This window comes from Microbulbifer maximicatervae (SeqCode), from assembly GCF_052467955.1.
This window is the reverse complement of record NZ_CP174329.1, coordinates 3,566,105-3,590,623: the sequence shown is the minus strand read 5'-3', so window position 1 is coordinate 3,590,623 and position 24,519 is coordinate 3,566,105. Positions and strand designations below refer to the sequence as shown.

Annotated in this window: 18 protein-coding genes; 10 read left to right on the top strand and 8 right to left on the bottom strand. The window is 43.4% G+C overall.

Annotated features, from left to right (window positions below):
• Window positions 1-6 precede the first annotated feature (6 nt).
• The 4 genes from ACJJI5_RS15410 to ACJJI5_RS15395 all read left to right on the top strand — a co-directional run bounded on the left by ACJJI5_RS15410 (window position 7) and on the right by ACJJI5_RS15395 (window position 7,410).
• Window positions 7-333 (top strand): hypothetical protein, encoded by a 327-nt coding sequence (locus ACJJI5_RS15410; RefSeq protein ID WP_444897724.1) that lies wholly within the window; start codon window positions 7-9, stop codon window positions 331-333.
• 173 nt (window positions 334-506) lie between these two features.
• Window positions 507-2,036, top strand: coding sequence for a glycosyltransferase family 2 protein (locus ACJJI5_RS15405; protein ID WP_445354539.1), 1,530 nt, complete (start codon window positions 507-509; stop codon window positions 2,034-2,036).
• A gap of 67 nt (window positions 2,037-2,103) precedes the next feature.
• Window positions 2,104-5,448, top strand: coding sequence for a glycosyltransferase (locus tag ACJJI5_RS15400; protein ID WP_444897722.1), 3,345 nt, complete (start codon window positions 2,104-2,106; stop codon window positions 5,446-5,448).
• Between the two features lie 96 nt (window positions 5,449-5,544).
• Window positions 5,545-7,410, top strand: coding sequence for an acyltransferase family protein (locus tag ACJJI5_RS15395; protein ID WP_445354538.1), 1,866 nt, complete (start codon window positions 5,545-5,547; stop codon window positions 7,408-7,410).
• Between the two features lie 1,180 nt (window positions 7,411-8,590).
• Here ACJJI5_RS15395 and ACJJI5_RS15390 read toward each other — a convergent pair.
• From ACJJI5_RS15390 to ACJJI5_RS15365, 6 genes are all read right to left on the bottom strand, one after another.
• Entirely contained in the window at window positions 8,591-9,433 is an 843-nt protein-coding gene (locus ACJJI5_RS15390) for an IS3 family transposase (RefSeq protein ID WP_444898239.1), read from the bottom strand.
• A gap of 11 nt (window positions 9,434-9,444) precedes the next feature.
• Complete coding sequence (locus ACJJI5_RS15385; RefSeq protein ID WP_444897720.1) at window positions 9,445-9,753, bottom strand: transposase; 309 nt, start codon at window positions 9,751-9,753, stop codon at window positions 9,445-9,447.
• 220 nt (window positions 9,754-9,973) lie between these two features.
• The gene (locus ACJJI5_RS15380) at window positions 9,974-11,218 is read right to left on the bottom strand and encodes a capsular polysaccharide export protein, LipB/KpsS family (protein ID WP_444897719.1); all 1,245 of its coding nucleotides are present in this window, start codon (window positions 11,216-11,218) and stop codon (window positions 9,974-9,976) included.
• A complete protein-coding gene (locus tag ACJJI5_RS15375) occupies window positions 11,218-11,922 on the bottom strand; it encodes an ABC transporter ATP-binding protein (RefSeq protein ID WP_444897718.1) in 705 nt (234 codons plus the stop codon). Before ACJJI5_RS15375 ends, ACJJI5_RS15380 begins: the two co-directional genes overlap by 1 nt.
• A complete protein-coding gene (locus ACJJI5_RS15370) occupies window positions 11,919-12,695 on the bottom strand; it encodes an ABC transporter permease (RefSeq protein WP_444897717.1) in 777 nt (258 codons plus the stop codon). Before ACJJI5_RS15370 ends, ACJJI5_RS15375 begins: the two co-directional genes overlap by 4 nt.
• Before the next feature lie 4 nt (window positions 12,696-12,699).
• Window positions 12,700-13,923 carry a glycosyltransferase gene (locus ACJJI5_RS15365; protein ID WP_444898238.1) on the bottom strand — a complete coding sequence of 408 codons (1,224 nt, stop codon included), beginning with the start codon at window positions 13,921-13,923 and terminating at the stop codon, window positions 12,700-12,702.
• Window positions 13,924-14,016: 93 nt separating this feature from the next.
• Here ACJJI5_RS15365 and ACJJI5_RS15360 point away from each other — a divergent pair, with 93 nt between their 5' ends.
• The 6 genes from ACJJI5_RS15360 (at window position 14,017) to ACJJI5_RS15335 (ending at window position 20,837) form a co-directional block, all read left to right on the top strand.
• Entirely contained in the window at window positions 14,017-15,162 is a 1,146-nt protein-coding gene (locus tag ACJJI5_RS15360; RefSeq protein ID WP_444897716.1) for a glycosyltransferase, read from the top strand.
• A gap of 349 nt (window positions 15,163-15,511) precedes the next feature.
• The gene (locus tag ACJJI5_RS15355) at window positions 15,512-16,603 is read left to right on the top strand and encodes a glycosyltransferase family 4 protein (RefSeq protein WP_445354537.1); all 1,092 of its coding nucleotides are present in this window, start codon (window positions 15,512-15,514) and stop codon (window positions 16,601-16,603) included.
• 359 nt (window positions 16,604-16,962) lie between these two features.
• Window positions 16,963-17,832, top strand: a complete 870-nt coding sequence (locus ACJJI5_RS15350; RefSeq protein WP_444897714.1) for a glycosyltransferase family 2 protein — start codon at window positions 16,963-16,965, stop codon at window positions 17,830-17,832.
• Between the two features lie 77 nt (window positions 17,833-17,909).
• Window positions 17,910-19,025, top strand: a complete 1,116-nt coding sequence (gmd, locus tag ACJJI5_RS15345) for a GDP-mannose 4,6-dehydratase (RefSeq protein WP_444897713.1) — start codon at window positions 17,910-17,912, stop codon at window positions 19,023-19,025.
• A 3-nt stretch (window positions 19,026-19,028) separates the two neighbouring features.
• Window positions 19,029-19,985 carry a GDP-L-fucose synthase family protein gene (locus tag ACJJI5_RS15340; protein ID WP_444897712.1) on the top strand — a complete coding sequence of 319 codons (957 nt, stop codon included), beginning with the start codon at window positions 19,029-19,031 and terminating at the stop codon, window positions 19,983-19,985.
• An 81-nt stretch (window positions 19,986-20,066) separates the two neighbouring features.
• A complete protein-coding gene (locus ACJJI5_RS15335) occupies window positions 20,067-20,837 on the top strand; it encodes a glycosyltransferase family 2 protein (protein ID WP_444897711.1) in 771 nt (256 codons plus the stop codon).
• Between the two features lie 38 nt (window positions 20,838-20,875).
• Here ACJJI5_RS15335 and ACJJI5_RS15330 read toward each other — a convergent pair whose 3' ends face one another.
• The gene (locus tag ACJJI5_RS15330) at window positions 20,876-22,645 is read right to left on the bottom strand and encodes a BatD family protein (RefSeq protein WP_445354536.1); all 1,770 of its coding nucleotides are present in this window, start codon (window positions 22,643-22,645) and stop codon (window positions 20,876-20,878) included.
• The gene (locus ACJJI5_RS15325; RefSeq protein ID WP_445356319.1) at window positions 22,639-24,519 is read right to left on the bottom strand and encodes a VWA domain-containing protein; all 1,881 of its coding nucleotides are present in this window, start codon (window positions 24,517-24,519) and stop codon (window positions 22,639-22,641) included. The genes ACJJI5_RS15330 and ACJJI5_RS15325 overlap by 7 nt, the downstream gene beginning before the upstream one ends.

The window sequence follows — 24,519 nt, the reverse complement described above, 5'->3', positions numbered from 1 at the left end:
TTTTGAATGATGAACTCCAAATCCAAAGATTATAAGGCCTCCTTAATTGAAGACCCAGGCCATTATAGTTTGCTAATGCAAAAAAATATTGAGTTAAGATTACTTAAGAGAAAAGTACGTGAAATACATATGCAGCTTTTAGTTTCTGAGAAGCAAAAAGAGATATTAAAAGAGGCGTATGAGGATGTAAAAGCTGGGTTTATTTTTCGGGCAGGTGAGTTGGTAGTCAGCAGTAAAAAAAATCCGTTGTCTCTTATTCGACTAGTTAGAGACCTTTATTTATTAAGATGTGAAGTTAGAGGTGAGGTAGCATTAAAAAATGGAGATATTTAAGTTGGTTGTATGCCTGTCTTTTCAGAAGGGATTTATTGTTATAGGAAATTTCTAGGACTTTGTGTCTATCTATATTGAGGCTGGCTTACTGATATGACATTTGATTATTTTATATAAGGGTAGAATTTTATCGGCGAGCGTAAACGTTTCTTCAATAATTTCGAGCTCTGTACATGATGAATCAAAATGAAAAGTTGGGTAGGAAGGCGATAATATTAGGTGGAGCCAGCTCTGCTTTGGTAGCCGAAAGAGCTATTAATTCTTTATTGCCGCAGGTAGAGCATATAACTTATCTGAGTTTTTCTAATAGTGACAATTTAAATCAAAATTATAGCTCTCAAGTTAAATTTAAGCGGATAAATGAAAATGCTATATTGGAAGAGCTGAGCTATGAAATTGATTCGCACTACGGATATATCCTGATCTGTCATAACAGCTTGATCTACCCCAATAACTATGCTGCTTGCCTTTGTGGATATATTGAGGACTTAAAGCGGCAGGCGGTTGTGGGTATTCAAGGAGGGCTATATAAATTTGGCCATGAAAATAGCGCCATTCATCCATTTTACGCCTCAGATAAAAAAAAATCCCCTACTCAAGTCCATTTCCTTAGTATATTTGGCTCGGCCTTTCATCGTGATGTTTTTTCGAGAGGAGTTCTCGAACCCTTAAAGTCTATCAACTTTATGCTGGGATTTTATAATTGTACAGAAAACTTCCCGCCTTTATTCTTAGTTCCAGGAAATAGAGATTTAATAAACAACTCTAAAAATGATTTTGGCATTTGGCGGTTAGAGAAGAGTCTAGAGAATTTAGAGAGTGCTTGTTTTGAGGGGGCTGATAGTGATTGCACTGGTTTGCTGTCGAGTAGAAAAAGCTCCTTAAAAAAAGTACCAGGAAGAGAGAAAGTAATTATAGCCATAAAGACTTATAATCGACTAGATTATTTGTCAGAGTGCCTGAAAACTTGGTTGGCATCTGCTGACCCTAAGTATGATTGGGTGGTGATTGTGGCTGATGATGGTTCCACTGACGGCACTCTAGAATATTTAGAAATGCTCGATTTTCCATTTGAGCTGCATATTTTAAAAAATAGAAGAAAGTATGCAGTAGGCCAGACTAATACTATATTTGATCTTTGTAAAAACATTGGTTTTGATTTTGCTTTTTTGATAGATGATGACTTGCTCTTTAAAAAAAAGGGGTGGGATTCTCTCTATATTAATGCTATCAAATCAAGTGGGTATGCCCATCTATGTTATTTCAATCCAGAAATAAAGTATGAAAACGAAGACGTTAATAGTCTAGAAGATATTAATAAAAATAGAGTCGTTGATCCATCAGGTACGTGTGAGGCTTTTGTTGACTGTTATAGTTGCATGGGTTGTTTGTTTACTTTTACTGAAGTAGTACTTGAAAAGGTCGGTTATTGTGACGAGAAAAATTTTCCGGTAAGAGGTCAATGGCATATAGATTTTTCAGCTAGATGTTCTCGCTTAGGCTTTAACAAAGAGGCTTCATTTTTCGACGCCTTGGGGAGTAATCACTATATTACTCTTCAGCATGAAAACAGTAATGACTATCGTTGTGCTATTTCCTGGGGAAGCCAATATGCTTCCGTGACAAATAGAGAAGAAAAGCAGAGAAGATACAAGGTTATCTATGATGATAGCCGTCTTTTCATTCCAAAGAAAAATGTTTGATATTATGAGAAGTTGTGAGGGATAAGTTTTGAATATCTTTGTACTATGTACAGGGCGATGTGGGTCTATGTCATTTGCAAAAGCTTGTGAGCATATGATCAATTATACATCAGGGCATGAATCTCAGAGTGGTTTGCTTGCATCTCAGAGGGGGAGGTTCCCCGAATTCCATATTGAAGTTGATAATCGCTTGTCATGGATGTTGGGTTTATTGGAAAAACAGTATGGTAATGATGCGTATTATGTACACTTAACTCGAGATCGGGTTCAAACAGCTCATAGTTACAATAAAAGATGGGACTTTGAGCAAAGTATTATGCGAGCTTACTCCCATGGAATTCTGATGAGGGATTCAGGCGGGCTGGATGAATGTTTAGATTACTGGGAAACTGTTAACTCTAATATTGGTGCATTTTTGCAAAACAAATCCAATAAAATACAAATTAATTTAGATAATATTGAGGTTGAATTTCCTAGGTTTTGGTCAGATATAGGGGCTGAAGGAGATCTTGAAGCTGCCCTGACAGAGCTAACAGCTATACATAATCCTTCAAAGAAAGATGCAGTTTCAGGTTATGTTGAAAGCCAGGCGAATAATTTGAAGGAAATCTTAGAAAATGAGTTTCTTAATGTTAGGGAAACCTTAGACGAGATTATAAGTTATTCTTCACTAAATTCTGAACTGAAAGATGTAGTTAATAAAAATGAAGAGAAGCTAAAAAGGAAAGAGGAAGAGCTAAAAAGGAAAGAAGAAGAGTTAAAAAATACGAAAAGGGAGCATGAGAAATCTCTAAATAATGTAAGAGACTCATTAGGTGAGCAATACCAGTTAATCTTGAATAGCAACTCATTTAAGATTGGCCAAGTGATAGTAAAAGGTATAAGGTTCCCGCTTTTACTACCTCTAAAAATAAAAAGGTATCTTTTATCTTTTAATAGGGCCAGGCATAAAGGCTTAGATCTTAAAGAGGAGCATCAACCCAATGCTCATTTTCAAAAGGAAAAATTTGTAAATAAAACTAAGTCCACCAACAGTAGGGGGGTGCAGGTCACTAGCCTTGAAGCTGGTAGCACTGCAGAGTCGGTAAAATATAGTAATGTCCTTCCGTCGCGATATAAGAAGTTACATGGAAAGCGGGACCACTTTAGAGTAGAGCCTCTCAATGTTGAAAAGAAAAAGCCAGTTTTTGCTTTGTGTGTGACAACATGGAATAGGCAAGAGTACATACAAAAATTCATAGAAACATTTGTTGCTACTCGATCAGATAAATTTCACTGGGTTTTAGTGGTGGCAGATGATGGATCTACAGATGGTACCTTAGAATACTTACAGAATTTACATATATATAATTGCCAAATTATTTTGATCAAAAACAAGAATAAGACGATTGCGGGACAATCAAATTCACTTTTTGATGCATCTAAGTCATCAAATTTTGATTTTGGTTTGATGTGTAACGATGATATCTATTTCTTAAAAGAGGGTTGGGATTCATTATATTATGAAGCCGCAATTCATAGTGGCTTTGGGCACCTTGTGTACCACAATTCTGAGTGGAAGAAACCAAAGCATAGTAAGTCAACAGAGCTTTTAAGCTCATCGGTCTCTTCAATTGAAGCTATGGGGTGTCTATTTTCTTTTACCCCTGAAGTTCTAAACAAGGTTGGTTATTTTGACACATTGAGCTTTCCTTTTAGAGGGCATTCTCACATGGACTTTACGGCTCGCTGCTGCCGTGCGGGTTTTAATAGCAGTGAAACTTTGTGGGATGCAAAGGGTTCTGAGGAGCTTGTAGGGATGTGGCAGAGAGAAAACTACAAAGAGACAGTTGATTGGAGTAGTGAAAAAGTTAAACAAATATTAAATCCTCATGAACGAGCTCGTAGGATGGCGCTTGTACAAGATGATAGTCGCCAGTTTATACAGCTGAGCCATAAGTCTCCTTTCTCTTCGCGTAGCCAGATTCTTCTAAGCCCTCAAAACTATCACCTTGAAGCGCGATTAATAGAGAGCGGTCACTTTTCAATGGGCTATGGTTTGAATCAATACGTGGATGCCGTTTTTGTCCTAAATTTGACTGAACAAGTAGAGAAATGGAAAGCTGTTTCGACCAGATTCGCCAAACATGGAGTTCAAGTTGAGCGTTTCGATGCTGTAAATGGTTATTCTAAAAAATATAAAAAAGATTGGGATAGATACTTTGGTGGGGGGTTGACTCACCCGGTAGAGAAGCAGATTAATCGAAAATTAATACAGTCTCCCGGAGCATGGGGCTATTTATTAACAATGAAAGGCCTACTTCAAGAAGCTAAAGAGCGGAGACTAAAAAGAATTGCAGTTTTTGATGATGACGTTATCTTGCATAAAGACTTCCAAAGAAAGCTTGAGGAAGCTTGCTTCGAGCTGCCTACGGACTGGAAGCTTGTTTATTTAGGCTGCACTCAATTAGAGAGAAGTAAAGTCTCAATGTACTCAGGAAGCTTATACTATCCAGGTGGTGGAGCTGATGGGAGCTTTGCATACATGATTGATCACACTTCATTTGATTTTCTTTTAAATGAGCTTAGTAAATTTGATTGGCCTTTTGATTCTGGAGCACTTAGATCACTTAATAGATCTTATCAAGAAAATTCATTCGCCATTTATCCAAATTTGGTAATAGCCGATGTAACTGAAAGCTCAATTCGGGAAACAAGAGATCAGCTAGAGTTTTCACAAAAAGCTGGTTGGGATTTAAGTTTATACGATTTTCCGTATTATTCACACCCACTAAAATTGGGGTTAAAAAATTCTGAGCAGGAAGAATTTAATAAGTTGAGAATTGATGTTGTTATTTTGATTGACAACTGTGAAACAATGTCTCGTTGCCTAAGTTCACTTTCGAATCAATCCTTTGAACATTATTCGATCATCTTTGCACTGGAAAAAGAATTTTCTGAATATTGGTCATCTGAATTAAAGCTTTACATGAAGTATAATACTAGAGTAAGTAATATTATTTCTAAATGCGAAGGTGATTCAAGTAAGGATTTCTTCGATAGAATTATGGGAAAGTGTAAAGCAGAATTAACGACTTTTATTAATTCTACGGATATTCTTGCTAACGACTACTTAGCTCGTATGGAAGCGTTGTCAAGAGCGAGCAAAAGTATGGTTGTTCCTACTGGGGTTACACAGGGTGTGTCAGGTAAAGGGGCGACGTTTGACTCTGTAGTTCAAGGAAATTACTCAACTGTAACTGAAATATTTAGTCGTACTCTGTTTTCTAAAGAACTTCTATTGGATAAGTCAGATTCCATCTGGTCTAGTGCTCCTTGTATTTTTGAAAACCTAGAAGATCTTGTAGTAAATGGGAAAGAAAATTACTTAAAACAAGAAAGGTGCCCTTATATAGTCATCGAGACGCCTTAGAAAAGATAAATGCCGGAATAGATAATTTATTGCATTTAAAAGGCGCCTAATATTAATTAGGTGCCTATATTTTTTTATTCTTGAGATTTTAAAAAAATGGAGTATAGACGGGATATTGATGGGTTGCGCGCTTTAGCAGTTTTACCTGTCATAGCTTTCCATGCGGGAGTTACTAATATTTCCGGAGGATTCGCTGGTGTTGATGTTTTTTTTGTGATTAGTGGCTACTTAATTACAGGTATCATATTGGGGGAGATTTCCAAGGGTACATTTAGTTTTTTCGATTTTTATTTGAGGCGTGCACGAAGGATTCTCCCGTTATTATTTTTTATTGTTTCACTTTCAGTTTTTCTTGGAGTGCTCCTTTCCCCCCCTGAGAGAGTGTTAGAATTATCTATTACAAGTTTATATGCACTGTTGTTTAGTTCGAACTTTTATTTTTACTCTAATCAGGATTATTTTTCCCCTGAGGCAGAATTAAACCCGCTTCTTCATACTTGGAGCCTGGCAGTTGAGGAGCAGTATTATCTTTTCTTCCCAATTTTAATGGTTCTTTTGTGGAGAAATAACATTCGTTTTGGGGTTGTGGCCGCACTGACTACTTTCAGCTTTTTTCTAGCTGACTCACTTTCTACTCGATTTGTTAATGAAGCATACTATTTGCTACCATTTAGAATGTGGGAGATTGGTGTCGGGGCACTTTTGGCATTTAGGCGAGAAGATGTAATGCCACTTCAAAGGTATGCATCATATATTCAGATTGCTGGCTTATTATTGATTCTCTCTTGCTACTTCTTGATAGACTCAACTCTCCCCTGGCCTAGCCTATACACGCTTCTTCCGGTACTTGGTGCCGCAATGATTATAGGTTGGAAGAGTTCCGGTCTAATAAATAAATTATTATCTTGTCGTTTGCTTGTGAAAATAGGCCTTATTTCCTATAGCCTATACTTGGTTCATCAGCCAGTTATTGTTTTTTTAAAAGAGTTGATTGAAAGCGAAAATATCATTTTTTGTGTTTTTGTTTTTTTTGTCTCATTTGTGTTCGCTATTCTTTGCCATTATTTAATTGAGCGGCCTTTTCGCCAGTCCAATTATAACATTGGGAAAGTTATCGGGGTGTCTAGCTTGACGCTAACCCCGTTTATATTGAGCTTTGTGTTGATTCAAAGTCAAGGGTACCTTAATGAAAAGAAAGATGCTGTTAAAGATTTCTTTGAAGCTCATGAGAATGAAAAAAATTCAGAATTTGTGAGAGGTAAGTACAATAGCCAGTCTTTTGATAGCTTCCCTACCAGTAAGAAGCCTAATCTGCTGATCGTCGGAGATTCTTTTTCACAGGACTTATATAATAGTTTAGATTCTACTGGCGTTTTGGATTATTACAATGTGGTAACCTATTACGTTCATGTTAAGTGCCAAATTTATTTATCTCAGGCTGACCATAAAGACTCAGACTTTGAATATGTTCTAAAAGCTGATAAGGCGTTTTGTAAAAACGGTAAATCTATACGAAGAAATCTACAGATTTTTGAGGAGGCAGATATAGTAGTCTTTGCAGGTATGTGGAGAGACTGGGCTGCGGAGAATATTGATAATACTATCAATCTATTGCCTCTAAAAGAGCAACAAAAAATATTTGTAGTTGGAACTAAATGGTTCCCTAAGCCTAAGTTGGAATATTATTCTAGACTTGACAATAGGCTGGAGAGAACTTTTCAGCCGCCAGAATCAGTAAAAAATATCAACTCAATATTAAAGAAAAAAAGTAGTGAATTGCTATTTATCGATCAAATGAGCGTTTTATGTAGTGATGGCGTTTGTCCAGAGTTTGCTACAGAGGAGAGTTTAATTTCCTATGATGGAGGACATTTGACTCCTTCTGGAGCTCAAAAAATTGGCAAACTACTTATAAACTCAACTGGTTTATCTTGTCTTAAATTTTTGTGTGCTTTTAATTAGGGGAGTAGTTTGTGTAAATCTGCATTAACCTACCATGAGGAGAAGGTTAGTCCAGTTCAGATTACAATTTGTGCAAATGGGCCTACCGGTTTTGATAAGGGAGAATGAGCCTAGAGGAAGGCTCAAGGGTAGGCCCTATTAGTTATACAGACAATTGCTTAATCAAACAAAAGACAGGTTGACAAGTAGGGAAAAGCTAAAACTTGTAAATAAAAAACATTCATATACTTCTCTAAATCCACTCTGCAGTAGTGTTGGCTACTACCACTGTACTTTTAATTTATGGGTAATAGAAGGGTGTTAGAATTTCTTGGATTAACATCTAACATCTAACATCTAACACCTAACATCTAACACCTAACATCTAACACCTTATAGTGTTTGGATCCGATGGGTATACTTGAATATGGTGAGACTCAGAAGGGAGGGTTAGAATACTGAACTTGACTGGACTTGACAAAGTGCCTCTTAAAAAAATGAAGTTGCCATAACAGTTCTGAGCTGAGATTCTAAGTATATGGGCGGTATAAATATGAATTTATTATTTAGAACTTCTATATTTTTTGAGCTAGCCCATAAATTTTAGTATATAAGTAGCTAAGTAAAGTCCTGAACTCCCGCGTAATAGATGTTTTGGCAGAGCTGTTCTATCAAGTCAGTCCATCATAAAACTTAAGAGCTCCGCTAATCAATATCATGAGCATCCAAGCTACCAAGGGTGCATTATGGATACCTTCATCATAAAAGGTTTGGTTTTACATAAAAGTGGTAATTGGGCCATAAGGAGAAATATTCAACCTCTTATAAATGACTGGTCGTATTAAGCTTGGTGAGCGCTTAAGGTATCAGTTGGTTAACGACTCATTACTAAATCGATTGACTTGACTAGCGGTTACATTTATCACTAACAGATTGCTTTTTTCGAAAGCGCCGATCTTTGGGAGTGGGAGAGTGATATAGCTTATGATCAAGATGACTATGTTGTGGTATTAGTTAAATTTACTTAAAAGCTACTGATCGTACATTGTGAGTAAAATGTCCTAACAAAGTCTGAAGTATACATTGGAAAATGTATAAAATAATGATTTTCGACAACTGTTGGGGGTTTTGGGGGCGCCAACCGACAATGTGGAGATTTGACTGAAGCATTGGTCTTGCCCACAAAAAATAGACACTCTAACTATGCATATTTACGCTCATACTCTGCTGGACTTACATAGCCCAATGCAGAGTGTCTACGAACCCTATTGTAGAAAATCTCAATGTATTCAAACACCGCAGATTTTGCGTGCTCTTCGCTTTCGAATGTTCCGGCATAGACCAGCTCGACTTTTAGCCTGCTAAAGAATGATTCCATTGCCGCATTATCCCAACAGTTAGCCTGGCGACTCATACTCGGCTTGCACTTGCTTTCGGACAAGAGATCCTGGTATTTCTGCGATCGATATTGCACACCCCTGTCAGAGTGAACTATTAGCCCAGGCTTTATTTGTCGTCTCTCTAGAGCTATTTTTAATGCTCGACGTGTCAATTCATCGGTCATCTGAGAGTCGAATGCCCAACCTACAATACGTTGAGAGTACAGATCCATAACTACCGCGAGGTACAGCCACCGCTCCAGAACCCAGATATACGTAATATCACTGGTCCAGCCGCAATTTGGTCGATCCACATCGAAGCAACGCTTAAGTAGGTTGGCGGCGACATAGATATTCCCCTCGACGGGCTGGCTATATCGAAAGCCTTTGTCGTTTCTCGCTTTAATATGCTTCTGTTGCATAAGCTTAGCGACATAGCTCCGTGAGCATGGCTCACCTAACTCTTGAAGCTCGCAAGCGATTCTAGGAGCGCTATAACGACCTTTAAACTCAACAAACGTCTCTCGGATTTTCTCGATTATTCGTATCTTTCTAATCGTGCGAGCAGATGGCAGCCGCCCTCGCCATCGATAATAACCCGATCTTGAGACTTCTAAACACCGACACATCAAGCTAACCGGGAATGACCCTACATGCTCTTGTATCAGTGCGTACTTTACTCTTGGTGGTTCGCAAAGTACGCAGCTGCCTTTTTTAGAAACTCAACCTCCTGACGAGCTTCATGCAGCTCCTTCTTGAGCTTGCGAACTTCAGCGCTTTCCTGTTTGGAATAGTCGACACCGTCTAAACTATTGAACTGCTTATCAGGCAGTCGATTAAATTGACGACGCCAGTTGTAGATCTGCTGTGCGCTGACGCCTAGTTCTCGTGCCACAGAAGCCGTTGTTACTCCAGGCTTTTCCGCTCTCTTAACTGCTTCTCTACGGAACTCCTCCGTATACGCCTGAGTTCTTTTCTTACCCATGATACACCTCCGTGTTAGGCCTAAACCTAACTATACAGGGTGCCTATTAAACGTGGGTAAGTCTTGCATATAACGCTAGATCATACTACTCCTAGGAGTTCTGTTTAATCAAAATACCAATAGTTTTTCCAGACATCATTTATTGAAACGGAGGCAATTAGCTAAATGTCGAATAAGTAGGTTGGAGATGAAAGACTCCGTATCAATACTTGCCGAAAAACTATAAACTATTAGTGCCTTTGGAGTTTTTGGTGCTAAGTTTATGGCGCTGATGTTGGTGTTCTAGGACCCTAATTAACTTTCTTTTTGCCCATACTTTAAGGGTAGCAAAAATAATGGCAGATAATGAGTAACCTGAGTATCTTTGATTTTTGAGTGCTGATCTTATGTTGGAAAATGAGGCTGTAGAAGAGATAAGGTCTTTTTGTTTGTGGAGGAGTAGGTGAAGAAGCTCTTCCTGCCTTTCAACTGAGTATTTGTGACGAGTGGGGATAATATCTTCCAAGTTCACCCTAATAATGGCATCACTACTTGAAAAAACTCCATCGCCTGCCGCATAAATAGGCTTCTCATATATCAATGATTCTAACAAAACAGTACTATTTATCCCTAAAATACAGTTAGATTTTGATATTAATTGGTGTAAGGGAGTTTCATTGTCGATTTTTATTCGGCTATTTTGGGGGAGTAGGTTATATGAGGGGCTTCGGTCAAGGGGGTGCTGGCGTGTAATAATATTTGTACTGGGATCTGTGTGAGATTCTGCCCATAGGAGAAAGTCTTTCATTGTAGAAAATGGGGAAAACTTTGTAATGTTCGTGTCTGTTTCTAATTGAAGCGGGATAAATATATACCCATTGTCAGATGTATTATTGTTCTCAAAATTTTTCCTGTATGATGATTTCCATAGAGCTATGTTTTGACGTTCTTCTAAGCTAATATCTCTGGGTTTTGTAATTGCTATTTCACTTTGTGCATTTACTCCAAGGGGGTCCTCATAGTACGTAACTGACTGTGGAAACCAGCCCGCTTCCAGGAACGAGAAAGTTTGCTTTGGGTTTATCTTGCGGGCGAGGTTTATAAAGTCCTGTTGATAATGCGTTAGGCCGTTCCAGATTATTATCTTTTGCGGTTTATAGCTTTCTAAAACTCTTTGGAAGTGATCAGTTCGATAGTGCTTTATATGTTCTTGGGTTTTTTGCGGATTCTCTAGGAATTGTTTTGCCAGGATTTTATCTCTGGGTACGACGGCGAAATCAAAACCACCAGTTGCGATTTTTGCCTTTATTATGTTTGTGCAATTGACGCTATGTGGGTGATTAATGTGGTTTCTGCTGAGAAGTTGTACCTCTTCTTCAACTAATAGCAAAATAGAATTTCCGAGTTCGGACTCTTTGTGTGCAATTGCCAATATTACATCTGCGCGCCGAATGTCTGGCATCGGTTCATATATTAGGGTGCGCATTACTTTTGTGACTCTTCATAAGCTGCCACTACAGTCTTGCTATCACCGTAGCGGGCTACAACACCATTTTCAATCCATAGGGCCTTATTGCAAAGTCGCTTTACAGTTTCTGAGGAATGAGAAACTAGGACTATAGTATCTCCTGAGGTGATTTTCTCTCTCATCACCGCCTCTGATTTTTTTCTGAATCTTGAATCCCCAACGGCCAGAATTTCATCAATGAGTAAGACGTCAGTTTTTAAGTGGATTGCTACGGCCATTCCAAGCCGCTGCTTCATGCCTGTAGAGTAGTTTTTGATTGGTTGATCAAAAAAAATTCCAAGCTCAGAGAATTCATCGATTTCATTGAGTTTGCTGACAATATGCTGCTTTTTTAAACCCATCATCATACCGCTGATGACGGCGTTTTGGCGGCCAGACAGGTGCTGATCATAGCCGACTGTCAAGGAGAGCAGCGCGGTTCTGTGACCGTGATTGACCACCTCCCCGCTATCTGGTTTGATAATGCCATTTAGCAGGCGAAGCAAGGTGCTTTTGCCTGCGCCATTTCGGCCGATAACCCCGAGCGAGTCGCCCTCATACAATTCGAAACTGATATCTTTTAGCGGACTATATACACTGGTAGCGCGAGTAAATGGAATTCCCGAGCGATAGGTCACCCGTACATTCTTGAGGCTGATAGCCGATTTCTTTCTTTCATTCATCGTTGCATTAATGCCCTGGCAAATACGGGGTTAAGTTTATTCATCAATAACCTGGCTAGCGTATAAAATGACAAAACTGCGCAGCCGTAAATCGCCAAATTGAATATATCGGGTGCTTGGTTATACATTAATATGTCACGATAACTTTGAATAATCCAGATCATCGGATTGTATGCGAGAATATCTTGAGCGCTTTCCGGAAGAGAGCTGACAGCATAGAGAATGCCCGAACCATACATGCCAAGCCGTAGCAGGTGGGGGATCAAATGGGATAAATCCGGTATAAATGGAATCAGCATGCTGGCGATCAGCCCGCAGGCATAGTTCAATAGAAACTGCACGCCTAAAATCAGCGGAAGGTAGATATAGCTTAATGTAGGGGGGTATCCCATTACCCAAAGACCAATCAGTAGCAGAGAAAAAACAATACTGAATTTGAAGGTGTCCATGACGATATTGATCGAGGGGAGTACCACCTTGGGGAAATTGACTTGGCTGATTAAGGCATGGTTTTGAGTGATCGCGGCAGAACAGTGACTGACACATTGGGCAAACCACTGCCAGACAACTAGTCCCACCAGTAGGAAGGGGATAAAATCTTCTGTTCCCCGTTGAAAGACAACACCAAAAATAAAATAATAGATCGCCATTGAGAAAATTGGTTCTATGATCCACCAGAGGAAGCTCAAATAGGTTTTTGAAGCTTCGGATCTCAAATTACAGAGTGCCTTGTAGAAGACGATATCTCTATGGTGTTTTTTTAGGAAAATCACGGGATTACAATACTTTTTGGTATTCGGTTAATATTTCTTTCGACACTGCTTCGGAGGATAGCCCTAAAGTAGGGTAGCCTATTTTCGATATGTCTTTTTTTGCTACGTTTAGCAGTTCTCTCAGCCGCCTCACATCATCGACCGGGAATACGGCAGCTGGAGGAAGAAGTTCCGCGCAGCCTGGTATATTGGAGGCAAGAACGGGCTTTTTCCTAGCTGCTGCTTCAAGCAATACTTGCGGTTGATTTTCTGGTGAGTTACTAGGTATTACCAGGACATCCAGAGAGTCTAGAAATTCTTTGCTTTGCGGTTCGCTAAGTTCGCCAAAATACTGAGTATTTCCATAGGTGTTTAGGCACTGTTTTGCATATTTCTGAGCTGATGTTTTTCCAGCGACCCTGAGAGTTATTTTTGAGTCACCAAGGTCATTTAGTGCGTGGATAAGGGTATGCAGGCCTTTGTGTGGGGCAAGGGCCCCAAGAAACCCTACTACAAAGGAACTACTATTCGTTTGTCGAGAGCAGCTTGTTTCAAACCAAGTATTCGATAGACCTGCAGGGATGTAGTGGGTGTTGCTAAGTGAGAAGTATTCGCTTATAAGCCTCTGGCTTGTTTTGGAGAGGCAAATTACCCTTTTGGCTTTATTCAGGACTGAGATCAGTATTTTTTTACGATCTTTATCTTTTGGTTGGGCAGTAAATTGAGCATTCTTCAAATGCAGAATTTTGGCCATACAACCCCTGGCAGCAGGGAGCTGAGAGGCAGCTTTAACCAGTCTGTTAGGGTGTGTTTCCGCAATACATCGGAAGCAGGTTTCTTGCTCGGCAAAACCTGAGCAGAACTCGCCGGACTTAAGCGTCAATGTATGCTTTGGGCAGAGCCACCAGAAGTCGGTGATAGATATAAAGTAGGGAATCCCAAGCTTTTGAGCGGCATTTAGCAAATTAACACCAATATGGGCTGGATTTACCATATGCACTAAATCGGGTTTCAATTCCGTAAGGAGGTTTTGATAACTATCAATTGAGTCGCCTAGAGTGGTGCTCCAACCAAAAGTCGGAAGTTTGATTAGCTGAACCCCCCTTCCATCAATAAGAGAGTCATCGGTTATTATGCCTTCCGGGTCACCACCGGCAACCACGATATCACATCCCCGCCCACTTAAATCGCGAGCGAGGTTGCGAATATACTTTTCGGTTCCCTGATTATATCCGGGCCCGAATTGCATAGTACAGAACAGTATTCTCACATTGACACCGGGGTTACTGGAGCGGTTATCATACCCTAATACGTTATAAAACAATAGGTTATCTGTGGGGCTTTGGTCCCGCTGTTAAGTGAGTCTCCATTGATCCCCGAGCCTGAAATCCTACATTGCTATAGAACCTTTTATCCTGAATCTCAAGGGGGGGTCGAACAGGTAATCCTAGAAATTGCACGAAAAACAGACAAATGTGGCGTCCTGACCTTGGTGAATTCTCCCTTGCGCTTGAAGCTGAATGAGCGGTTTCCCGTGATTGCCCGAAGGCGCTGGTTTTCGGTTGCTTCGTGCTGTGTGGGGCCGGGGCTTTTCAGAGCTTTGTTTCGCTCAAAAGCCAAGTTGTTGCATTTTCATTTTCCCTGGCCATTCGGCGATCTGACTTATTTACTGGCTGGTAGGTCACGCCCGCTGGTGGTGACCTACCATTCCGATATCGTTAGACAGAGGCTGCTAGGTACTTTATATCGACCATTGATGTGCTGGTTCCTGGGGCGAGCAGATCGTATCGTGGCAACTTCATACAATTATGTGGAAACTAGCCCAGTTCTTGCCGCTTATCGGGACAAGGTAAAGGTAATACCCCTAGGGGTTTCTGAGCAGGGATATCCTGAGCCCTCGAAGAAGTCTTTGGTGAATATTGAGATGAAGTACGGCAAGAATTTTATGTTGTTTGTCGGTGTGCTCAGGTATTACAAAGGGCTGGAATATCTAATCCGGGCCGCCGCAAATCAGCCTTATCGTGTTGTTATTGCAGGTAAGGGCCCTGAGGCTAATCGCTTAAAATCCCTGGCGGACAAACTCGGAGCAAGTAACATATATTTTGCTGGATTTGTCAGTGATGAACAGAAAGTGGCGCTAATGAAATTATGCCGAGCAGTGGTTTTCCCCTCTCATTTGCGCTCGGAGGCTTTCGGAGTAACTTTGATTGAAGGGTTGATGAATAGTAAGCCCCTTATCTCCTGTGAAATTGGCACTGGGACCAGTTTTGTTAACCAGAATGGGGAAACAGGGTATGTCGTGAAGGCGGCTGACCATCTCGCACTGCGTAAAGCGATGAATAGTTTATGGTCCGACCCTGTGAAAGCAGAGGAGATGGGACGCGCCGGTCGTTGTCGTTACGAGAGGTTATTTACGGCTGACAAAATGGCCGCTGCTTATCATCAGCTCTATCGGGACGTTCTCTTGGAGAGGGGCCTGGTGGATTAGTGGCCAGAAGGGTGGTAGATGCCCGACGACTTTCGATTCCTGCCAGGGTGATTGGGCGTTACATTCCTGCTACCTTGGGTTGAATGCTGAGGCACAAGCTCTTTTGATATCTATGCAATCATACGTGGCTCCTAGTCGATCTTAAGTCTCTCATGTAATCCCTCGGCCTATAGCGAGGCACGCAGAGAGGCCATGATAAATGATAAGACTTGAGCTATGGAGCATGCCTTCCCTCGGCGTGATGAGGTTCAGTTCAAAGGGGGGGGGCACGCTGCTTATCAAGAGCTTTGCCGAAGATTGCTTGGGTGTGATGTAGATAGTGCTGTGACTGAGTTGAATAGGAATTCCAATGCTTAGGATAGGGGTTGATGCCAGGCCGCTTTCAGTTACCACCACTGGGATTGGCCGTTACACAGAGGCACTTATTGAGCGCATGCTGAAGAGTGGGCATCATTGGTTTCTGTATAGCGACGCCCCCCTCCCGGATCGGTTTTCTAAGGCTGAGAACGTGTTTGTACGTTCAGGGAAGGTAGGGCGCAAATCCCTGGGAACATTTTTTGCTCAAGCCTTCTTTCCGTCTTGGGCCAAGCGTGATGGTGTACAGGTCTTTTGGTCCCCTAGGCATCATTTACCACTGATGATGCCGTCTTCGGTAAGCCGGGTTGTGACGATTCACGACGTGGTTTGGGCGCGCTTTCCTGAAACTATGTCTGTATTTGGTAAACACCTAGAGCGTGGGTTGATGCCCCCTTCGGTAAACTCGGCGCAAACGGTGATAGCGGTATCAGCATTTACCGCCGATGAGCTCACAGAGTTAATGCCAAAGTCTGTGGGTAAGACCGTTGTTATTCCTGAAGCACCTTTCTTGGGAAATACTGACGACCGCATTGATGGGGAGTATTTCCTTTTCGTCGGTACCCTGGAGCCCCGGAAAAATTTGGAGCGCCTGCTGGCCGCATATCGAGCTTACTTGGATATGGCTACTCAAGGAGCATTGCCGCTTTATATTTGCGGTGGGCAAGGCTGGGGGCTGCCTCGATTAAGTGAAGTTATTGAGGGGTTGGGTTTAAGGGAAATGGTAAAGGTGCGGGGTTATGTGCCTGATCACGAGTTAAGTGGCTTGTATCATAATGCCAGAGCTTTACTAATCCCTTCGATTTATGAGGGGTTTGGGCTGCCTATTGTTGAGGCATTTTCGCAGAACACGCCGGTTTTGACCTCTAATACTGGAGCTATGCGGGAGGTGGCTGGAGATGGAGCTATTTTAGTCGACCCTCTTTCGGTTTCTAGCATGGCTAATGGTATCCATCAGCTGCATTCAGATTTGGATTTGGTCCATAGCCTTCAGGAATCTGCATGCGCTCGGGTAAAAGAGTTTTCTTGGGATCGAGCAGCGGAAGCCACCTTGAAGGTGTTGGAGGAGGCTGCTATCAACGGGTAGCTGGCTTTGGTTCATCTTTTTATAGCGCTAGCTTCTACATCATTTTCTTTTCGGGCGGGTCTCTGGCTATTCCCTGAAGTAAGTTTGTGTTCTGCGGTTTCAAGGTTGTGGTGCTTTAAGCCTTATCCAAATTTATTTTCTCATTGATTGTTTCGGTCTTCCCTTAAGGTTGCCAGGTTCTAACTACCCTGGCTGCTGTCGAAATTCCCATCTATCTCTCTCCTGATCCAGTTGTTGAAATCCCCGCCCATCCTGTTTGTTGGTCAATGTTGTAGGTTGCTAATTCCAAGTGTTGTGCTAATCGTTTAGTCAGTGCGTGATGATTCAAATGTCTAACAATATCTGCAATTGGTGCTGCTATGCGGGTTAAATTTTCCGTGATTGTTCCGGTCTATCAGCAGTGGCACTTCATTGAGGAGTTGGTTTGTTGCTTGGAGTCTCAAGTCATTTCAAAAGACCTTTTTGAGCTTGTACTGATATCAAACGACGGGAATTCTCCATCCTTTTTAGGGGGGGGAAGCTTCCAGGTTAAGAGAGGAAAGTGCAAAAAGCCTGGATCTTATGCGGCAAGAAACAGAGGGGCAGAGATAGCTGAAGGAGATTGGCTTATATTTACGGATGCTGATTGCCTGCCGGATTCAAAGTGGATAGCCGGAATTGATAGGGCGGTTGGGTGTTGGGGAGGGAGTGTAAAGTTATTTGCCGGTGATGTGCGAAGTCAAAAGCAACATGGATTTTCCAATATCTATGAAGTCTATGACTTTATGAGAGGGATACCACAAGAGGTTTACGTATCTGCAGGAGTTGCGGCTACAGCAAATATGGTAGTTGATCGGTTTTTGTTCCTGAAGTTTGGCGGCTTTAGTGAGAATTCCTTTTCGAGTGGTGATTTTGAGTTTTGCAGAAGGTTGAGGGTGGGAGGGTACCAAGTTTTATTTCTGAAATCTGCTTTTGTTCATCATCGAGTTAGATGCTCCTGGCAATCTGTAGCGACAAAAGCAAGGCGGATAAAGGGAGGGCAGTTTTTCCTCTCTAAAGGGGCCGGGAGGTTTAAGCTGATCCTATATACCCTTCTTCCGCCGGTAAGGTCGGTCGTATTTTTTTGGCGGAAAAGGGAAATTTATATTGGTTATAGATTGTTGGCAACTTTCGTTCAGATAAGGTTGTGGGGGGTTGAAATACGGGAGATGGCTCGCTTGATGTTAGGGGCGAAACCTGAGCGACATTGATCTTTGTAAATGTTTGGACGGTATTGGATGTGGAGAGGTGGTGCGCTTGTATACCAATAATTCTAACAGGCTGAGACATGAAAAAAGCATTAATAACCGGTGTAACAGGCCAGGATGGCTCTTATTTAGCTGAATTTCTATTGGCGAAAGGGTACGAGGTTCATGGAGTTAAAAGAAGGTCCTCTTCATTTAATACGAGCCGCATAGATCACTTGTACCAAGGGCCGCAAGATGATAGTAGAAGGTTTGTTCTTCACTATGGAGACCTTACCGATACGAGCAATTTGACCCGAATTCTTCAGGAGGTGCGACCTGATGAAATCTATAATTTGGGTGCTCAGTCACATGTTGCGGTCAGTTTTGAATGCCCTGAATATACTGCAAATGTGAACGGGCTTGGAACCCTCAGAATACTTGAGGGGATGCGTCTTCTGGGGCTGGATAAAACCAGGTTTTACCAAGCCTCAACATCGGAGCTTTACGGTGCTGCCAAAGCTTCCCCTCAGAATGAAAACACTCCTTTTTACCCCCGCTCTCCATACTCAATTGCAAAATTGTTTGCCTATTGGACTGTGGTCAATTTCCGTGAGGCCTATGGCTTATATGCTTGCAATGGGATCTTATTTAATCACGAGTCATCACGGCGTGGTGAAACTTTTGTTACCCGAAAAATAACCCGGGGTTTGGCAAATGTTGCCCAAGGTTTAGAGCGTTGCCTGTATTTGGGGGAGCTGAATGCACTGAGGGACTGGGGTCATGCTAGAGACTATGTTGAAATGCAATGGTTGATGTTGCAGCAAGAAAGTCCTAAGGATTTTATCATCTCTACAGGGCTGCAATACTCCGTTAGGGATTTTGTTCGTAATTGTGCTCAAGAGTTGGGGATAGCGATAGAGTTTCATGGAGAGGGGCAGAAAGAAGTAGGTGTTGTTGCTTCAATTGTGGGAGAAGATGCTCCAGCAGTTAAATGTGGAGATGTAATTGTTAAAGTGGACTCTCGTTATTTTCGCCCGACAGAGGTGGTGTCACTAATAGGTGACGCCTCATTGGCTCGGCAAGAACTGGGGTGGGCACCTAAAACAACCTTGAAAGATTTAGTTGGGGAGATGGTTAAGTATGATTTGAGGGAAGCGAAGCGGAATTTGTTGTTGGCTGGGAATGGTTATCGCACTGAGCCTATTTTTGAGGAGTAGTTAGTGAAATACTCCCAGAGAGTTTTTGTCGCAGGTCATCGGGGCATGGTTGGTTCGGCATTAATTCAGAGGCTGAGACCGCTAAAAAACTGTGAAGTCATTACTTGCCCTCGAGATTCGCTGGACTTGACAGATGCTGATGCTGTTTCTGATTTTTTTAATTCGGAGTCGATTGATACTGTTTATTTGGCTGCGGCAAAAGTGGGGGGCATATTGGCGAATAGCATGCTCCCAGCTGATTTTATTTACCAGAATCTGATGATTCAGTGCAATGTAATCCATCAGGCTCACAAGGCCGATATCCAAAATTTGCTGTTTATTGGGTCGTCTTGTATTTATCCAAGGGATTCCCCCCAGCCGATACGGGAGCAGGACCTGCTTGGGGGCAGGTTGGAGACGACTAACGAGCCTTACGCTATTGCTAAGATTGCCGGAATTAAGTTGTGCGAGTCGTACTCAAGGCAGTATGGACGTAACTATCGCAGTGTTATGCCGACAAACCTTTATGGTCCACATGATAACTTTGACTCTGCAAATTCACACGTTATCCCTGCATTAATACATCGTTTCCATAAGGCCAAAAATGAAGGGGTGCAGAATGTCAGGATTTGGGGGAGTGGTGATGTTCGACGAGAATTTCTGTATGTAGAGGATATGGTTGATGCGTTGGTGTTTGTAATGGGTTTGGAAGATCGAGTATATCGATCCGTGACAGAGCCTATGTGCTCCCACTTAAATGTGGGTACTGGGGTGGATTGCACTGTTAAGGAGCTGGCTTATTTAACCGCCGGGATCATTGGGTTTGAGGGAAATATTACATTTGACAGGTCAATGCCTGATGGTGTGCCGCGGAAGTTGCTAGACACCTCAAAGCTATCGAAGTTGGGGTGGGATTCCCAGACTTCCTTGGGGGTAGGGTTAAAGAAAACATACGACTGGTATAGAAGTATTTTACGTTGATCGAATGTCAGATATTGTAATTTGTACTAAAGTTCTCAAGAGAGGTTTTACTTTTCACGAAACGACAACTTGAGACTTTTTGTGATAAAAATAAGCCTGATAACGGTTTGTCTAAATAGTGCTGACACCATTCGCGACACAATACTATCCGTGTTGGCTCAAGATTATGCAAATATTGAGCATATAATTATTGATGGTGGCTCTACTGATGGAACGCTAGAGATAATATCTGAGTTTAAAGACCAAGTCGCGGCAGTTGTGTCTGAAAAAGACTCAGGTATTTATGATGCTATGAATAAAGGCATATGCCTGGCGTCTGGCGATATAGTCGGCACAATTAACTCTGATGATGTCTATTCTGATAGTCGTGTAATTTCAAATGTTGTTAATGAATTTTTAGTTTCGGGAGCCCAATCTGTCTATGCAGACCTGGAGATTGTGGCTCGCAATAACTTAAGCCAAAGAGTGCGTTTTTATGGCTCCAGTAAATTTAGGGTGTCTAAATTTCGCTGGGGCTGGATGCCACCCCACCCTACATTTTTTGTACGGCGTGACTGTTATAAAAAGCTAGGTTTATATAAAACCAACTACCGTGTTGCAGCAGATTTTGAATTGCTAGCTCGTTTTCTTCATCGGGATAAAATCAGCTTCAGGCGCTTGCCAAAATGTATTGTGAAAATGCGTGAAGGGGGTGTTAGTTCCCAGGGCGTTTGGGGGCGGATTCATCAAAATCTGGAAATTGTTAGGGCTTGCAAAGAAAATCATATCTACACAAACTTTTTCCTGATTCTATTTAAAGTACCTCTTAAACTGCTCGAATACACAGGAATTGGCCTTACCCATAGGCGGTGAAGGCCAACCTTTCCCTGTTTGATTTGAAGTGGCTCCTGTTAAGAGAACAGTGAGGGCAGGGCGCTATCCGTTTCACTGGGTTCACTTTCAGGTTTCGCGTTCACTAGTAAGTCGACTATTGCTTTCACCTTATTGATGTCCAAAGGACTAGCCGGTGACTTGTAAATAGCGGCGTCCAGAACTGCTTGGAGCTGATCCAGCTCGGGGATGTTCAGTTGCCTCGCGGTCGCAGCCAAGCTCTTCCCATTTACTTGCGGCCACTTTGCAGCAAGCCACTTTAAAGTGGCTTGCTGGATATGGATGGGATTCTCACTCTCCAGAGCTTTTTTAAGGGCACGGGTTTCACGTTGTAAGTCGGGAGCCTGGATGTGGTTGCTCGGTACTTGTTGGGCGGGTTTGCGCCTCTGAAAGAAAAAGTACAGCACCCACAGTAAGTGAGAGGCAATCGCGATAATAGCCAGGTTGCGCCAAAAATGGCTCACCGTACCGACTTGTTCAGTGGGTGTAGCTGACTGAGGTACTTTGGCACTGGTTTCATTGTCGCTGGTTACTGCAGCAGCAGTACCGGAAACTGAGAAGCGGAATGCCGGTAGTTGAGTGGTGCGTTGTCGTTGGCTTTTTGTATCCCACCAGGTCACAGTGACGGGAGGAAGCTCGTAGTCCCCGGGTTGTGTAGCCACAATCGCGGTTGTCTCAATACGGCTTCCGGTAACGCCGTTGGGCCCAACCTGGTCTTCTTGTTGCGGTTGATCGGGGTAAGTTTTAAGGCCATCCACGTTGAGTTTGGGAAGTGGGGGCAACTGTGCGGCCCTGAGCCCTTCGGCACGTACGGTAAGAATTCGGGTAATAGGTTCGCCTACGGCAAAGGTGTCCGGGTCCTGGCTCCAGCTTTGAACAATGCCGAGACTGGCAGCGGGCAGCCATTGGCTGCCAGAGTAGTCAGCGGGTTTTGGCAGCACTTCGATAGACTTCTCCTGGGAGCGAAGTCGAAGCCTTTGGCTGTTGCGATTAAATAGGGAGAAGGGGTCCCTGCGCCCAGCGATGGCCACGTAGGTTAGTGCGGGAATGCTGAGCTTGCCTGAGCTATCTGGGAAAACGGCGTAGGTAACTTCGTAAACCGCATGGCTCACATCATTGAGCTTGCGCTCATATCGCTGCTCATCGACTTTTTCTGCATGAGCGCCGGCAACCTTGAGAGGCTCTGTTGCGATATCGTGTAAGCCGATAGTGGTGTACAGGCGAATTTTTACCAGCAGTTGCTCTTGGACATAGACCTTTTCCTTGTCGAGTGTTACTTCCAGAAAAGCCTGCTTTTCACCGCCGTTAGGTCCACTTTGCGCTTCGGTGACCGTGACGGGAACCGCATCGGAAACCTCTCCTTGATAGTTAAAAGAGGGGATAAACAGTTTGCCTTCCCGTTTGGGGGCTAGCGCCAGTACCCACTCGACAAAACTCTCTGCACGGCCATTGATAACGCGATACTGGTTGGACTGTTGGCGTGAGAGAATATCGAAATCCTGTTCCAACAAGTCAAAGTCCGGTTGTCCACCACTTTTGTCTCCTGAATAGCGCACACGTAAATTGACTGTCTCATCAATTCCAATCTTATCTCTATCGACCGTTGCGCTGAGATCGCTTGCTAAAACCGGTGTCGACAGACAAAGTGCTATTGCAAGAAGTAGCAAAGCGAAGGCGTGGCTGAGTGGGAGGCTCCAAAGTTTTATTCGGTTGTTAATGATTGCGTCCATAGGCATTTTTGAAATCAGTGTCCTTGAATCCAGCGACATTGTTCTACTGTTCTTTACCATCTTTGTGTCGCCCCATTTTCCGGTGGCTCCCACTCTCCGCTGCGATAGGCACGGCGCCTTTGCAGGCTCTCGTATTTGAACTTCTCGCGCATCAGGCCGGCTGGATCATCGGGGATTTGACGGAGCCATTGGTCCAGGGCTTGCTGGGTTTCCTGGTCGAGCGGGCTTTCTTCAGCGCCAGTAGGTTGCGATTCCCCTTGCGGCGGTTGCTCTTCACCCTGTTGTTCACCTTGCTGTTGTTGTTCGCTCTCCTGCTCTTCCTGGCCCTTTTCTTGGGAGCCCTGCTGCTCCTCACCTTGGGGCTGTTGCTCAGAGGACTCTGGTGAACCAGAGGGCTGTTGATTATTGCCCTGTTGTTGCTCGCTGGACTGCTGTTCGTTGTTCTCAGCTTGCTGCTCTTGGTTTTGCTGTTGTTCCTGGCTCTGCTGCTGGCCCTGCTGGTTCTGTTCCTGCTCGCTTTGCTGCTGTTCACCGGACTGCTGTTGGGATTGCTGCTGTTTTTCTTGCAACTCTTTCAGCTTTTCAGCAATTTCTCGATTGTGCTCGGCATCGGCAAACTCGGGCTGCTTTTGCAGGGCTTCATCGTAAGCTTCGATAGCTTTGTCGTAGTCCCCCTGTTGCACCAGGCTGTTGCCAAGATTGTACAGACTCTGTGAATTATTACTTTGGGCGAAATTTTCCTGGGCCTCTGCGTAATTGCCTGCGCGATAGTTGGCAGTGCCTTTCCATTCGGGGTTGTGAAATTCTTGCGCGGCCTCTGCTGGCTGTCCCTCTTCTAATAGGCGCTGGCCCTGCTGGTCTTTGCGTTGCCATAAATCCTGCCACTCAATAGCCTGGCTTTCACTTGAAATTCCAGTTAGCAGTAGTAAGGGCAGGGCGCATGCCAGAGCTCCCCGACGGAAGAGTAGAGCTGCAAAAGGTAGTATTAAAAGGAGTAATAGCGGCCCTTCATCCCGCCATTGGTCGAACTCCCTTTCAGTGAGCTGCGCTTGTTGCGGGCTGTCAGTTTGAGGCAGTAAATAGTCGATATCGCTGTCATTTACCGTAATTTTGGCAAAACGCCCCCCGCTGGACTGGGCGAGCTGGCGAAGCTCACTGGCATCGAAATTGGAGATGACGATGGCCCCTTTACTATCAGTCACAAATCCACCGGTATTCCCCCGTGGGATGGGGCTGCCCTCGCCGCTGCCCACGGCGAGTATGCTCATCTCAACTTTTGCGTTGGACAGAGCTTTGGCGACCTCATCGGCGGCCATTGAGTCTATGCCATCGGTAACGGCAAGTAATTGCCCGCGCCCAGCAGCTCCGTCCTTTAACAGGCGAATTCCTGTATCGACGGCCATTTCGATATTGCTGCCGGGGACTGGCATGATTGAGGGCGATAACGCGGGTACCAGATTGGCGATAGTAGCCGTGTCCTCGGTAAGAGGGGTGACGACATGGGCTTCTCCGGCATAGGCGACGAGCGCGGTGAGGCCGTCTTTTCTCTGGCGCAAAATATCCAAAATTTTAAGGCGGGCGCGGGTTAGTCGATTGGGCGAGAGATCTGTCGCCATCATGGACGGTGACAAGTCTAGCAGTATGACCAGGGCATCCTGGTTGCTGTACACAGGGGTTGGCAGCTTGCGCCAGGCAGGGCCGGCCAGAGCGATAATCATCGCGACCAGCAGCGCAAATATTAATGCGAATAACCAGGGTCTTTTACTGCCACCGCGCAGTAGAAGGTGAGGCAGCAGATCTGGGTCTATGACCTTTTGCAGTTGAGCGCTGTTGAGCACCATCTTTGCCAATCCCCAACAGAGTAGTGCTGCGGGAATTAGCAGCCACAGAACCCCAGGGCGCAGGAAGTGGAAGGATTGGATTAGGTCGAGCAT